The organism is Luteibacter sp. NPDC031894 (assembly GCF_050273135.1).
Classification (GTDB): Bacteria; Pseudomonadota; Gammaproteobacteria; order Xanthomonadales; family Rhodanobacteraceae; genus Luteibacter.
Genome location: NZ_JBNNMV010000005.1, coordinates 146782 through 161116 on the forward strand (window position 1 = coordinate 146782; position 14335 = coordinate 161116).

General features: G+C 66.9%; 13 protein-coding genes. 10 read left to right on the forward strand and 3 right to left on the reverse strand.

Features of this window, described 5'->3' with window-relative positions:
• The first annotated feature begins 115 nt into the window (after nt 1-115).
• Nucleotides 116-2008, forward strand: coding sequence for an LTA synthase family protein (locus ACQKIE_RS14300; RefSeq protein WP_427460214.1), 1893 nt, complete (start codon nt 116-118; stop codon nt 2006-2008).
• A gap of 84 nt (nt 2009-2092) precedes the next feature.
• Here ACQKIE_RS14300 and groL read toward each other — a convergent pair whose 3' ends face one another.
• A complete protein-coding gene (gene groL, locus ACQKIE_RS14305; RefSeq protein ID WP_427460216.1) occupies nt 2093-3736 on the reverse strand; it encodes a chaperonin GroEL in 1644 nt (547 codons plus the stop codon).
• Nucleotides 3737-3796: 60 nt separating this feature from the next.
• Nucleotides 3797-4090: a co-chaperone GroES gene (locus ACQKIE_RS14310; RefSeq protein ID WP_427460218.1), complete on the reverse strand. Its 294-nt coding sequence runs from the start codon at nt 4088-4090 to the stop codon at nt 3797-3799.
• A gap of 328 nt (nt 4091-4418) precedes the next feature.
• On the opposite strand from ACQKIE_RS14310, the gene ACQKIE_RS14315 reads away from it, so the two are divergent.
• The 6 genes from ACQKIE_RS14315 (at nt 4419) to accC (ending at nt 10304) form a co-directional block, all read left to right on the forward strand.
• Nucleotides 4419-6644, forward strand: a complete 2226-nt coding sequence (locus ACQKIE_RS14315) for a protein-disulfide reductase DsbD family protein (RefSeq protein WP_427460503.1) — start codon at nt 4419-4421, stop codon at nt 6642-6644.
• Complete coding sequence (locus ACQKIE_RS14320) at nt 6641-7180, forward strand: TlpA family protein disulfide reductase (protein ID WP_427460220.1); 540 nt, start codon at nt 6641-6643, stop codon at nt 7178-7180. Before ACQKIE_RS14315 ends, ACQKIE_RS14320 begins: the two co-directional genes overlap by 4 nt.
• A complete protein-coding gene (locus tag ACQKIE_RS14325; RefSeq protein ID WP_427460222.1) occupies nt 7177-7743 on the forward strand; it encodes a DUF1415 domain-containing protein in 567 nt (188 codons plus the stop codon). Before ACQKIE_RS14320 ends, ACQKIE_RS14325 begins: the two co-directional genes overlap by 4 nt.
• A gap of 222 nt (nt 7744-7965) precedes the next feature.
• Nucleotides 7966-8415: a type II 3-dehydroquinate dehydratase gene (gene aroQ, locus ACQKIE_RS14330; protein WP_427460224.1), complete on the forward strand. Its 450-nt coding sequence runs from the start codon at nt 7966-7968 to the stop codon at nt 8413-8415.
• Nucleotides 8416-8469: 54 nt separating this feature from the next.
• A complete protein-coding gene (accB, locus tag ACQKIE_RS14335) occupies nt 8470-8928 on the forward strand; it encodes an acetyl-CoA carboxylase biotin carboxyl carrier protein (protein ID WP_427460226.1) in 459 nt (152 codons plus the stop codon).
• 11 nt (nt 8929-8939) lie between these two features.
• Nucleotides 8940-10304 carry an acetyl-CoA carboxylase biotin carboxylase subunit gene (gene accC, locus ACQKIE_RS14340; protein ID WP_427460228.1) on the forward strand — a complete coding sequence of 455 codons (1365 nt, stop codon included), beginning with the start codon at nt 8940-8942 and terminating at the stop codon, nt 10302-10304.
• A gap of 102 nt (nt 10305-10406) precedes the next feature.
• Here the strand turns inward: accC and prmA are convergent, their stop codons facing one another.
• Nucleotides 10407-11306: a 50S ribosomal protein L11 methyltransferase gene (gene prmA / locus ACQKIE_RS14345; protein ID WP_427460231.1), complete on the reverse strand. Its 900-nt coding sequence runs from the start codon at nt 11304-11306 to the stop codon at nt 10407-10409.
• Nucleotides 11307-11383: 77 nt separating this feature from the next.
• On the opposite strand from prmA, the gene ACQKIE_RS14350 reads away from it, so the two are divergent.
• The 3 genes from ACQKIE_RS14350 (at nt 11384) to purH (ending at nt 14312) form a co-directional block, all read left to right on the forward strand.
• Nucleotides 11384-12208 (forward strand): zinc-ribbon and DUF3426 domain-containing protein, encoded by an 825-nt coding sequence (locus ACQKIE_RS14350; protein WP_427460233.1) that lies wholly within the window; start codon nt 11384-11386, stop codon nt 12206-12208.
• Between the two features lie 223 nt (nt 12209-12431).
• Nucleotides 12432-12665 (forward strand): helix-turn-helix domain-containing protein, encoded by a 234-nt coding sequence (locus ACQKIE_RS14355; protein WP_427460505.1) that lies wholly within the window; start codon nt 12432-12434, stop codon nt 12663-12665.
• 57 nt (nt 12666-12722) lie between these two features.
• Nucleotides 12723-14312, forward strand: a complete 1590-nt coding sequence (purH, locus tag ACQKIE_RS14360) for a bifunctional phosphoribosylaminoimidazolecarboxamide formyltransferase/IMP cyclohydrolase (protein ID WP_427460235.1) — start codon at nt 12723-12725, stop codon at nt 14310-14312.
• Nucleotides 14313-14335: the final 23 nt, after the last annotated feature.

Consider the following 14335-nt stretch of genomic DNA (forward strand, 5'->3'; position numbering starts at 1 on the left):
CGGGCTCGCGTGCGGAACGGGCGATAAACCCACCCCCGTAGCCGGACAACGCTTTCATGTCCGTTGCGTTACAGTCCATGCCCCTGGGACGACCGGGGTGTGACAAGAGGATGTTATGACTGTCGATTCAAAGCGTTGGCGGGACGTGACGGCGCGAGTGGCCTTGCCGCTCTGCCTCGCCGTGGCCTTCATCCTCTACACCGGCTTCCTCGACGGCAATCCGGGCGTGGCAAGCCTGGAATGGGCGTCGCGGCCGTGGCACCTGGTGGCGAACGCCTTCCCCGGCCTGCTGCTCGCCGGTTTCCTGCTGGTCCTGACCCGTCGTGCCTGGCTGTCCTTCGGAGTGGCCTTCATGGCCCAGGGTGCGGTGCTGGTCGTCAGCGCCATCAAGATGCAGAACCTCGGCGCGCCGCTGTTGCCCGCCGATTTCCGGATGGTCGGCCAGCTCAAGAACGGCGGCCTGCACCTCCTCGGCGGCTACCTGCCCACGAGCCCCCTCCCCTACCTCGCGATCCTCGCCGTGGTGGCCGTCATCGCGCTCGCCGCCCGGTTCGAGCCGCCGCTGTTCGCCCGGCGCACGCGCGGACGTCGACTGGTGGCCGGCATCGGCTTCGTAGCACTGATCGGAACCTTGCTCGCGGGCATGCCGGCGTGGTCGGCGCTCTACAACAAGGACCGTCTCGGCATGCAGCCCTGGTCGGCGGCGGGCAACGCGCATTACAACGGCGTGGTCACGACGCTCATGCAGTTTCGGCTGCAGAACGCGGGCAAGAAGCCCAAGGCCGACGCCGCCGAGGCCGGTCGCTTCATCGCGGACAGCGACCGTGACCTGCGCCAGCACATGATCGACGCGGCGGCCAACCACCGGCAGACGCCCGACATCGTGGTCGTGCAGAGCGAGTCGTTCTTCGACCCCAAGGTGATTCGCGGGCTGGAAGGTGAGAACTTCGCGCCGAACCTGCACCGCCTTGCGAAGCAGTCCATCAGCGGCCGCCTGCACGTCCCCACCTACGGCGGCGGCACCATCCGCACCGAGTTCGAGGTCCTCACGGGCCTGTCGCTCCGTTACTTCCCGGACATGCAGTTCCCGTACCTGCAGATGCACACGAACGTGGTCCCGAGCATGGTCCGCACGCTGCGGTCGCACGGGTACGAGACGATCGCCGTGCACGGCAACGATGCCGCGTTCTGGAACCGCATCACCGCCTTCAAGTCGCTCGGCTTCGACCGCTTCGTGTCGCAGCCGGATTTCCCGAAGGACTATCGCAAGGACGGCGACTACATGGCGGACAGCGCCATGACCGACGAGATCATGAGCCAGTTGAAGGACTCGGGGCCGCCGCGCTTCGTGTTCGCCATCAGCATGGAAGCGCATGGTCCCTACGACAAGTCCACTAATGTGGACACGAAGGAACGCGACGCGATCCCGGTACCGGAGGGCATCAGCGACGATGCCAAACTGCAGCTGCGCAATTATGTCTACCACATGCGCCACGCGGACGCGGAACTTGGGCGCCTTGCCGAGTTGCTGAAGCAGCGCGAGCGTCCGACGCTCCTGCTGTTCTATGGCGATCACCTGCCGGCACTGACCGAGACATTCGACAAGGCGGGCTTCGTCGACGGTGGCAGCATGTTCACGCAGACCGTGCCGTACATCCTGTTCGATGCGCATCGCGACGGTTCCGCGGCCGCGCCCGAGGACCTGGCCGCCTGGATGCTGCCAGGCAAGCTGCTCGAGCAGGCCGGCGTGCACGACGACGCCTACTTCGCACTCACGCAGGTCGTCGGTCCGAGGCTGGCCGCGCTCACGCACGCGCCGGACGCGCCTTCGCCACCGGAAGACGCGCTGCAGAAGTACACCGACATCTCGATGGGCAACGTCGCGATGCTCCGCCTGAAGAAGAAGCTCGACCCGCTGATGGCGCAGTACGCCGCACCCGACTCGAATGCCGTGGCACGGCAGCCAGGTACGAGTGAAGAGAACGCGGCTGCGGGCGCTGGTCAATAGCCGCCCACGGTCGCTTCGCATGCAAGACAAAAAAAGAGCCCGGCTTGCGCCGGGCTCTTTGCGTTACGGGTCGCGAACGAGGACTTAGAAGTCCATGCCGCCCATGCCACCCATGCCGCCCGGACCACCGTGCGAGTGGCCTTCGTCCTTCTTCGGCAGCTCGGTCACGGCCGCTTCGGTCGTGATGATCGAGCCGGCCACCGAGGCGGCGAACTGCAGGGCAGAACGCGTGACCTTGGTCGGGTCGAGGATGCCGAAGGCGATCATGTCGCCGAACTCGCCGTTGGCCGCGTTGTAGCCGAAGTTGCCCTGGCCTTCCTTCACCTTGTTCAGGACGACCGACGGCTCTTCACCGGCGTTGGCAACGATGGCGCGCAGCGGGGCTTCGAGGGCGCGACGGGTAATCGCGATGCCGAGGTCCTGGTCCGGGTTCTTGCCCTTCAGGCCTTCCAGCGCCTTGAGCGAACGGATCAGGGCGACGCCGCCGCCCGGGACCACGCCTTCCTCGACGGCCGCACGCGTGGCGTGCAGGGCGTCTTCGACGCGGGCCTTCTTTTCCTTCATCTCGACTTCCGTCGCGGCGCCGACCTTGATGACGGCAACGCCGCCGGCCAGCTTCGCCACACGCTCCTGCAGCTTCTCGCGGTCGTAGTCGGAGGAGGTCTCCTCGATCTGCGCCTTGATCTGGCCGATGCGCGACTGGATGCGCTCGGCTTCGCCGGCACCGTCGATGATCGTGGTGTTTTCCTTGGTGATCACGACGCGCTTGGCACGGCCGAGGTCGGTGATCGTGGCCTTGTCGAGCTGCAGGCCGACTTCCTCGGAGATGACCACGCCGTTGGTGAGGATGGCGATGTCTTCCAGGATGGCCTTGCGACGGTCACCGAAGCCCGGCGCCTTCACGGCGGCGACCTTCACGATGCCGCGGATGGTGTTGACGACGAGGGTCGCCAGGGCTTCGCCCTCGACTTCCTCCGCGACGATCAGCAGCGGCTTCGCGGCCTTCGCGACGGCCTCGAGGACCGGCAGGAGTTCGCGAACGTTGGAGATCTTCTTGTCGTGGATCAGGATGAACGGATCGTCCAGTTCGACCTGCTGCGACTGCTGGTTGTTGATGAAGTACGGCGAGAGGTAGCCGCGGTCGAACTGCATGCCCTCGACGACGTCGAGCTCGTTCTCGAGACCCGAGCCTTCCTCGACGGTGATGACGCCTTCCTTGCCGACCTTCTTCATCGCGTTGGCGATGATGTCGCCAATGTCGGCGTCGGAGTTGGCCGAGATGGTGCCGACCTGGGCGATCGCCTTGTCGTCGGCGGTCGGGTTCGACAGGTTCTTCAGCTCACCGACGGCGGCGATGACGGCCTGGTCGATGCCGCGCTTCAGGTCCATCGGGTTGATGCCGGCGGCGACGGCCTTGAGGCCTTCCTGGATGAACGCCTGCGCGAGCACGGTAGCGGTCGTGGTGCCGTCACCGGCGACGTCGGAGGTCTTGGAAGCGGCTTCCTTGACGATCTGCGCGCCGATGTTCTCGTACTTGTCGGAAAGCTCGATTTCCTTCGCGACCGAGACGCCGTCCTTGGTGACGGTCGGAGCGCCGAAGCTCTTCTCGAGCACGACGTTGCGGCCCTTCGGGCCCAGGGTGACCTTGACGGCGTTGGCGAGGGTGTTGACACCCTTCAGCATGCGCGAGCGCACGTCTTCGCTGAAGCGGACTTCTTTAGCTGCCATGACTGTGAATCCTTATTTGAATGCTTGGGAATGGTCGGGAGGAACGGGGCGAGCGGGAGCTCAGCCTTCCAGGACCGCCACGATGTCGTCTTCCTTCAGGAAGACCAGTTCTTCGCCGTCGACCTTGATTTCCTGGCCGGCGTACTTGCCGAACAGGACGACGTCGCCTTCCTTCACGCCCATCGGGCGGAGCTGGCCGCTGGCCAGGAGGAGGCCGGTACCGGCAGCGATGACCTTGCCGCGGGTCGGCTTCTCGGTGGCGCTGTCGGGGATGACGATGCCACCGGCGGAAATACGCTCTTCCTCGAGGCGCTTGACGATGACGCGATCGTGCAGCGGGCGCAATTTGCTCATGACTTCTCCAACCATGTGATTGACAGACAAAGGAATTATTCCACCCTGTTAGCACTTGACCAGGGTGAGTGCCAGAATTTTAGCCAAAGCCGTTCCGAAATCGGAAGTCCTTGGGGTGATCGACACATGGCGCCTGGATGAAACCGTTCAAGGGCCCGGGTCCAAAAAAGGACGACAAGGACACACGAAGGGCGCGCTGTCCGAAGCCGTCGCCAGCGGCCTCGCCCGGGCCGACGCAGGTGTCGTGCAAGCCAATCCGGTGACGCCCGGTCATAATGATCGACGTCCATCGCGGTTCGTCGCCGCACCGATCCACGGAGTCGACATGATGTCTGTAATGCGCCGCGCGCTGATCCTCGTCGCCGGCCTCGGCCTGTTCGCCGTCCTTCCTGCCGTCGCCCAGGACGACCAGGAACTGCTGCCCGTCACCCAGGCGTTCCTCCTCACGACGGACGCCAGCCAGCCTGGGACGGTGAAGCTGCATTGGCGGATCGCGCCGGACTACTACCTCTACCGGGGACGGATCAAGATCACGGCGGCCGATCCGGCGGCGGTGAAGCTCGGCGAGCCCAGCCTTCCGAATGGTCTCAAGGAGCACGACGAATACCTGGGCGACGTGGAGATCTACCACGGCGACATCCAGGCGAGCGTGCCCTATACCCTCGCCGACGCGTCGACCAAGACCCTGGCGCTGAACGTCCAGTACCAGGGCTGTCACGAGGTCGAGCCGAAGATCTGCTACCCGCCCAACACCGAGCACCTCACGCTGGCGATCGGCGGCCCGTCCACGATCCCTGCCGCGGCGCCCGCCACGCCGGCGAGCAACGCCGCGGCGTTGCTCGGCGCGCCCGCCGGCGCGACCTCCGGCACCGACGCCCAGCCGTTACCCGCCGAGCAGGCCTTCCGCTTCGAGGCCTTGGTCAAGGATCGCGGGAACCTGCTGCTGCGTTGGACGATGCCCAAGGATTACTACCTGTATCGCGACAAGACACAGGTTACGGTGGCGTCGCCCGCCGGCGTGAGCGTCGGCGAGCCGGAATGGCCGAGCGGCACGGCCCACCACGACGAACACTTCGGCGACACCATCGTCTATTTCGACCAGGTGGAGTTGCCCGTCCCGCTCGAAGGCACGGCGAAGGCTTCGACCGTCGCTATCGACGTGGCCTACCAGGGCTGCCTCGAGAACGGCATCTGCTACCCCGTCATGAAGCGCCTCGTGAGCGTCGACCTCGCAGCCGGCACCGCCTCGGTCGGCGCCGCCAGCGAGGAACAGCAGGCCGCCGCGCCGGCAGAGGTGGCGCCAACGCCGCCACCTCCGGGCATGAAGCCGGGCGGGGACGCGCCTGTCGGTTTCATCGCGGCCATCGGGCTCGCCCTGCTTGGCGGTCTCGTGCTGAACCTGATGCCGTGCGTGCTCCCCGTGCTGTCGTTGAAGGCGGTCACCGTGCTGGAGAGCGGTGAAAGCCATGCCGCGGCGCGCCGCCACGCGCTCTGGTACACGGCGGGCGTGCTGGTCGCCTTCGCCGTTCTCGGCCTCATCATCGTCGGCATCCGGGCGGCCGGGCACGGCGTGCAATGGGGCGCACAGTTCCAGCAGCCGCTGGCGATCGGCCTGCTCGTCTACGTCATGCTGGCGGTAGGCCTGTCCATGTCCGGCGTCTTCGAGATCGGCGGCTCCCTCGGCAACGTCGGCAGTGGCCTGGCGGCGCGTTCCGGCCCCTCCGGCGATTTCTTCACCGGCGTGCTTGCCGTCGTCGTCGCGAGCCCCTGCACCGCACCGTTCATGGGTTCAGCCATCGCCTTCGCATTCGCCGCGCCGCTGGCCGTTGCCTTCCTGATCTTCCTCGCGCTCGGTCTGGGCCTCGCGCTCCCCTTCCTCCTCATCGGCTTCGTGCCAGCGATCGCGCGACTGCTGCCGCGCCCCGGTCGATGGATGGAAACGCTGAAGCAGGCGCTGGCGTTCCCGATGTACCTCACGGCTGTGTGGCTGCTCTGGGTGCTGACGAAACAGCGTGGCGCCGATGCCACCGCGCTCGTGCTGGCGGGCGGCGTGCTCCTGGCGATGGCGCTGTGGTGGTACGGGCGCAATCGCGGCGGTCGCGCACTGTCGTGGGCGTTCACCGCCGTGCTCGCGATCGGTGCCGCCGCGGCCCTGTGGACGGTACATGGCTTGCCCGCGCCGTCGACCGTGAACGTGGCCTCCGACGGGTCGGTGCCGTACTCGCCGGAGAAGCTCGCGGAACTGCGTGGCGCCGGCACGCCCGTGCTGGTCGACATGACGGCCGACTGGTGCATCACCTGCAAGGCCAACGAACACGCCGTGCTCGACACCGACGCCTTCCGCACCCTGCTGAAGCGCACTGGCACCGTCTACATGAAAGGCGACTGGACCGACGTGAACGCAACCATCGCCGCCTTCCTGGAGCAGTACCACTCCGTGGGCGTGCCGCTTTACGTGGTCTACCCCAAGGGCGGCGGCGAGGGCACGAAGCTGTCCACCGTGCTCACCTACGACGGCGTCGAGAAGGCGCTCGAGGCCGCCGCCCGGCCATGATCCGCGGGCCGACGTTCTGGATCGTGACGCTCGCCATCGCGGCGGCGGCGACGGGGCTCTACCTGGAGCACCGTCGCCTCCACCCCCCGCCGCCGCAGGGCCTCACCGTGGCCGACGTCGGCGACCTTCCGCCCGCGGCCACGTTCCTTACCGTCGACGGCAAGCCGCGCCAGCTCTCGGACTGGCGCGGAAAGCGGGTGCTCATCAATTTCTGGGCGACGTGGTGCGCACCCTGCCGGCGCGAGATGCCGCTGCTGAGCGAGAACGCAGCGCGCTATCGCGAGCGCAACGTCGCGATCGTCGGCGTGGCCGAAGACACGGCGGGCTCGGTGCGCACGTACCTTGCCGAGCAGCCCGTGACGTATCCGGTATTGCTCGCCGACACCGACGCGCCCGGCGGTTCGCTGTCCTTCGGCAACACGCGGCGCGTGCTGCCCTTCAGCGTCCTGGTCGGCGAGGACGGGCGTATCCTGCGGCAGAAGCCGGGCACCTTCAGCCAGGCCGAACTCGACGAATGGTTGGCTCCCGCACGATGAACGACCTTCCCATGGATGCCATGCCATCGCCCGACGACGCCATCGAGGCCACGCAGCAGTGGCTCGAACGCGCCGTGATCGGCCTCAACCTGTGCCCGTTCGCCAAGGCGGTACAGCGGAAGGGGCAAGTACGGTACGTGGTCAGCGAAGCCACCCAGCCCCTCCAGCTGCATGCCGACCTGGTTCGCGAACTCGAGCTCCTGCGCGACACGGACCCGGAAAACGTCGACACCACGCTGCTGATCCACCCCGGTGTGCTCAACGACTTCCTCGACTTCAACGAATTCCTGGAAGTGGCCGACGCGGCCGTCGGCGACCTGCACCTGGAAGGCGAGATACAGGTAGCCAGCTTCCACCCCGACTTCCGGTTCGAAGGCACGGCCGACGACGACATCACGAACTACACCAACCGTTCGCCCCACCCGACGCTGCATCTGCTCCGCGAGGCCAGCATCGACCGGGCCGTCGCGGCCTTCCCCGACGCCGCGGCCATCTTCGAGACGAACATGGAGACGTTGGAGAAGCTGGGGCACGACGGGTGGCGAAAGCTATTCGACCCGTAGGAGCCGCTATAGCGGCGAGAAGCCCACGGAGCGATGAGGCAGCAAGGCGGGTTCCCCCGCCGCTATAGCGGCTCCTACGGCGATCGATCCATACGCTTCCGTCTGGAAAGTCACGATCTCCAGCGAACTGCGCCGAACTCCACCGAACTGGACAACTCCGGGCGACAGGCGCACACTTCGCCGCGAACCGGGGGAGCCGGACCCACAGCAACCAGGTGAACAGTGGCCAGGATCCTTGTCCTGCACGGACCCAACCTCAATCTGCTCGGCGTGCGCGAACCTTCCGTCTACGGCCACGAAACACTGGCCGACATCAATGCGTCGCTCCAGGCCCGTGCCCAGGCGGCCGGCCATGACCTCGGCTGGTTCCAGTCGAACGCCGAGCACGAATTGATCGGCCGGATCCACCAGGCGCGCGACGAAGGCACGGCGTGGATCCTGATCAATCCCGCGGCGTTCACCCATACGTCGCTCGCGCTGCGCGACGCCCTCGCCGGGGTCGCCATCCCCTTCATCGAGATCCACCTGTCGAACCCGCACGCGCGCGAATCGTTCCGGCACCACTCCTATGTGTCCGGCATCGCGGCCGGCACGATCTGCGGATTCGGCGGCGACAGTTACCGCCTCGCGCTGGAAGCCGCCCTGCTACGCCTCGCCGTGCCCGCGGCCTGATTCTCTTTCGTGGCGCGCCCGGCGCGCCCGCTCAACCCAAAGAAGGTTTGTCCCATGGACCTGCGCAAGATCAAGAAGCTCATCGACCTGCTCGAGGAATCGAACCTCGCCGAGCTGGAAATCAAGGAAGGCGAAGAAGTGGTTCGCCTCTCGCGCGTACCGAAGGGTAACGCCGTCGCCGCGCCGCAGATGATGGCTGCCCCGGTGGCCGCCGCACCCGCCCCGGCCGCGCCGGCCGCCGCGCCGGCTGCACCCGCTTCCGAACCGGGCCTGCCGCCGGGCCACGTCGTCAAGGCGCCCATGGTCGGCACGTTCTACGCCGCATCGACGCCCGGCGCACCCGCATTCGCGAGCATCGGCCAGCAGGTGAAGGCCGGCGAGACGCTGGGCATCATCGAGGCCATGAAGATGTTCAACCAGATCGAGGCCGACGTCTCCGGTACGGTCGTCGCCATCCTGGTCGAAAACGGCCAGCCGGTGGAATTCGACGAACCGATGTTCGTCATCGCCTGAGGCCACGACCCATGCTCGAGAAGGTCGTCATAGCCAATCGCGGTGAGATCGCGCTGCGGGTGCTGCGCGCGTGCCATGCGCTCGGCATCAAGACGGTCGCGGTGCACTCCACCGTCGATCGCAACCTCAAGCACGTCGGCCTTGCCGACGAATCGGTATGCATCGGTCCGGGGCCGTCCGCCGAAAGCTACCTCAACATTCCCGCGATCATCGCGGCGGCGGAAATCACCGACGCCGGCGCCATCCACCCGGGATACGGTTTCCTGTCGGAGAACGCCAACTTCGCCGAACAGGTGGAGAAGTCGGGCTTCGTCTTCATCGGCCCCACGGCTGACGTCATCCGCCTGATGGGCGACAAGGTCGAGGCCATCCGCGCGATGAAGGCGGCTGGCGTGCCGTGCGTGCCGGGTTCCGGCGGACCGCTCGGCGACGACGTCGACGAGAACATCCGCATCGCGCGCGAGATCGGCTACCCCGTCATCATCAAGGCGGCCGGTGGCGGCGGCGGTCGCGGCATGCGCGTCGTGCGCACCGAGGCGCACCTCGCCAACTCCATCGTGATGACCAAGCAGGAGGCCAAGGCGGCCTTCAGCAACGATCAGGTCTACATGGAGAAGTTCCTGGAAAATCCGCGCCACGTGGAGATCCAGGTGCTGGCCGACGGCCAGGGCAACGCCATCCACCTTGGCGAGCGCGACTGCTCGATGCAGCGTCGCCACCAGAAAGTCGTGGAAGAAGCCCCGGCCCCCGGCATCACGCCCGAGCTGCGCGAACAGATCGGCAAGGTCTGCGTCGATGCCTGCGTCCGCATCGGCTATCGGGGCGCGGGCACATTCGAGTTCCTGTTCGAGAACGGCCGCTTCTACTTCATCGAGATGAACACCCGCATCCAGGTGGAGCATCCGGTGACGGAGCTGGTGACCGGCATCGACCTCGTCCGCGAGCAGCTGCTGATCGCCAGCGGGCACAAGCTGTCGATCCGTCAGGAAGACATCGTGCTGACTGGCCACGCGATCGAGTGCCGCGTCAACGCCGAGGATCCGGACACCTTCATGCCGAGCCCCGGCACGGTGAAGCGTTTCGAAGCCCCGGGTGGCCCCGGCGTGCGCGTGGATACCCATCTGTACGACGGCTACCGTATTCCGCCGAACTACGACTCGATGATCGGCAAGATCATCGTGCACGGTCCGGATCGCGCCACCGCCATCGCCCGCATGCGCATGGCCCTGGCCGAGACGGTGATCGAAGGCGTGAAGTGCAACATCCCGCTGCAGCAGCGGATCATGGCCGACGTCGGCTTCCAGCAGGGTGGTCAGAACATCCACTACCTGGAAAAGCGGATGGCCGAGCAGAAAGAAACGCCGCCGTCTGTGTGAATCTTTGTGGGAAGCGCGCTGGGTGGGAAGCGCGCTGGCGCGCGAAGGGGTGCTCGCGGCGAGCACCCCTTCGCGGCCAAGACCGCTTCCCACAACAGAGGCTCAGGCCTTACGGAAACCGCTGATACGCACCCAATCCTCCAGCGTGCGCACTTCGAGCCCTTCGAACCACCCGGCGTAACGCACGAGCAACTCCTCGTGCTGGCCGTGAAGGATGCCCGAGAGCGCAAAGGGCGCACCGGGTTTCACCGCGGCGGCGAAGGTGGGCGCGAGTTCGCCGAGGGGACCGGCGAGGATGTTCGCGACGAGCACATCGGCAAGCGCTGCCGGTGCTTCGCCCGGAAGGTAGACGTCCAGATCGTCATGTACGCCGTTACGTTCCGCGTTGTCGCGTGAAGCGAGCAGCGCCTGCGGGTCGTTGTCGATGCCGACCGCGCGCGAAGCGCCCAGTTTGAGTGCCGCGATGGCGAGGATGCCCGAGCCACAGCCGTAATCGAGCACGTGTTTCCCCGCCAACTGCTGACCGTCGAGCCACTCGAGGCACATCGCGGTGGTCGGATGCGTGCCGGTGCCGAAGGCAAGGCCCGGATCGAGGCGCACCACGACGATATCGCCGTCGACCGGCGGCTCGATGTTCCACGGATAGACCCACAGCCGCCGCCCGAACGGCATCGGCTTGAACTGGTCCATCCAGGCGCGTTCCCAGTCCTGGTCGTCCACCACGCGCCAGTCGATCTGCGCGGGCTCGATGAACGGAAGATCGTCGGCGATGGCCTCGGTAAGACCGCGCTTGTCCGCGTCGGCATCGAACAAGGCGTTCAGTACGATCTGGTTCCATAGAGGAATCTCGCCGACACCCGGCTCGAAAATCGCCTCCTCGTCCGGCGTCTCGGCGTCCGCGTCCTGCAAGGTGATCGACAGCGCACCGAGGTCTTCCAGCGCGGCTTCGACACGCGGCTGTTCGGCGGCGCGGATCGTGAGGGAAAGTTCGAGCCAGGGCATCGTGGGGCCAGTCCGGAGAGGGGCCTCCGATTCTACCGGCGCGCGCACGAACGCGGCGTGGCCGTTATGATTCAACGATGTATACGCAGTGCCCCGAGTGCCTCACGGTCTACAAGCTGGAAGCGGAACTCCTGGTTCCCGGCTGCGGCTGCCTGCGCTGCAGCCATTGCGACGCGGTGTTCAATGCCCTGGGCACCCTGGCGGCACACCTGCCGCCGGAACCGTTCACACGGCTCCCGGACCATGCGCTCGACCAGGACCCGCCCCTCGCCGACGTCGCCGTGTTCCGCCCGCGCCCGGTGGTCGATGAAGCGATGGAGCCCGTGGAAGGGACCGAACCGGCCGACGAGCCAGCGGTCGTGGAGGAGATCGGCGAGGATTTCTCGCAACTCACCTTCACACCGCGCTTCGCCAAGCCACGGCGTCGGCGCTCGTGGCATACGGCGGCGTGGGTCGCCGTATGCACGGTACTCGTGCTCGGTCTCGGCGCGCAGCTGGCGTGGGCGAAGCGCGATGTGCTCGTCGCCGATCCGACGATAGGTCCCTTGATCGAAACCGGTTGCGCGGTGGTCGGCTGCCGGCTGCCGCTGGTATCCGCGCCGACACGCTTGCGCCTGCTCGCGCGCGACGTCGAACAGCATCCGTCGGTAAGCGACGGCCTGCTCATCACCGCGAGCGTGCGTAACGACGCGACATTCGCGCAGCCTTATCCCGTCGTCACGATCGTGCTCTCCGACGCGAACGGCCAGCGGCTCGCCATGCGTCGCTTCCAACCCGAGGACTATGTGGGAGATGCGGCGACGCGCGCGCGCGGCCTTGCCGGAGGAGCGACGACGGCGATGGTGTTCGAGGTGCAAGACCCGGGCCAGCGGGCCGTCGCCTTCGCCTTCAGCTTCGACTGAACCGTTCGAAAAATTTCTTTTTGCAAGCCTGCACTTCACGGGCGGAGGCGAGTACACTCGGTTCCCTTCGCGACTTCCGACCACCCCGGCGAGGTGTGTCCAGGCCGCAACCCAAGCGACGATACGACAAGAACCGACCGGAGCCTTGCGCGCCGGCCTGCGAGAGGGGAATGCCTTGAACGCTGTGAGACTGACTGCCAACGAGGCCGCCAACGAGACCTCGATGCAGAGCGCCCTCGGCGAATGCGTCAGTCGCACGGTCCGTCGCTACCTTGCCGACATCGGTGACACGGAGTGCGGCGAAGGCCTGCATGCCCTCGTCATCCGCGAGGTGGAAGGTCCCCTGCTCCGTGAAGTACTCGCCTTCCACGAAGGCAACCAGAGCCGCGCCGCCGCCGCCCTCGGCATCAACCGCGCCACCCTGCGCAAGAAGCTCGCCGCCCACGGCATTTCCTGAGGCGCCGGCCACGGGCCGGGCGGCTATAATGGCGCGCTTTCCTCCCCCGGATTGCCCATGCCCACGCCCGACCTCGTCCCCGTCCGCCGCGCGCTCGTCAGCGTCTCCGACAAGCAGGGCCTGACCGAACTCGCCCGGCGCCTCGCCGCCGCGAACGTCGAAATCCTCTCCACGGGCGGCTCGGCCCGGGCATTGCGCGATGCCGGCATACCGGTGCGCGACGTGGGCGACCTCACCGGCTTCCCCGAGATCATGGATGGCCGCGTGAAGACGTTGCACCCGCGCGTGCACGGCGGCCTGCTCGGGCGCCGCGGCACGGACGACGCGGTGATGGCCGAGCATGGCATCGTGCCGATCGACCTCCTCGTGCTGAACCTCTACCCATTCGAGCGGACGGTGGCCGATCCGGCATGCACGCTCGAAGATGCCATCGAGAACATCGACATCGGTGGCCCCGCGATGCTCCGTGCGGCGGCGAAAAACTGGAATGACGTCGGCGTCCTCACCGATCCGGCACAGTACGAGGACGCACTCGCCGAGATCGAAGCCAAGGGCGGACTGTCGCGTGCCACGCGCTTCCGCCTCGCTGTCGCGGCGTTCAATCGCGTCTCCGATTACGACGGTGCCATCAGCGACTACCTCTCTGGCCTCGCGCTCGACGAGACGCATACCGCCATCGCGGGACGTGCCGAATTCCCCGCGCAGTCGAATGGGCGTTTCACGAAGGTCATGGACCTGCGCTATGGCGAGAATCCACACCAGGCCGGCGCGTTCTACCGCGACCTGTATCCCGCGGCCGGCACGCTCGCGACCTTCCGCCAGCTGCAGGGCAAGGAGCTGTCGTTCAACAACATCGCCGACGCCGACGCCGCGTGGGAGTGCGTGCGCCAGTTCGACGCGCCCGCCTGCGTGATCGTGAAGCACGCCAACCCCTGCGGCGTCGCGGTGGCTGCCGATCCGCTGGCCGCCTATGAACTCGCCTACGCCACCGACCCCACCTCGGCCTTCGGCGGAATCATCGCGTTCAATCGTCCGCTCGACGCGGAAACGGCGAAGACGATCCTGAAGCGGCAGTTCGTGGAAGTGCTGATCGCGCCCCAGGTCCACGAAGGCGCGGTCGCCGAGGCGGCGAAGAAGGCCAACGTGCGGGTGCTCGAGATCCCCATGGGCGAGGGCCGCAACACGCACGATGTGAAGCGCGTGGGTTCGGGCCTGCTCGTGCAGAACGCCGATCACCGGCAGGTGCGGCGCGACGAACTCAAGGTGGTCAGCAAGCGCCAGCCGACGCCGGCGGAGCTCGACGACCTGCTGTTCGCGTGGCGCGTGGCGAAGATGGTCAAGTCCAACGCCATCGTCTATGCGAAGGACAACCGCACGATCGGCATCGGCGCGGGACAGATGAGCCGCGTCGTCAGCGCGAAGATCGCGGGCTTGAAGGCCGAGGAAGCGGGCCTCGTCGTGCCGGGCAGCGCCATGGCCTCGGATGCTTTCTTCCCCTTCCGCGACGGCATCGACGCGGCAGCCGCCGCCGGCATCCGCGCGGTGATCCAGCCGGGCGGCTCGATGCGCGACGGCGAAGTGATCGCGGCAGCCGACGAACACGACATGGCGATGGTGTTCACGGGCATCCGCCACTTCCGCCACTGAGCAGGGGAGCGCGCGCAGGCGCG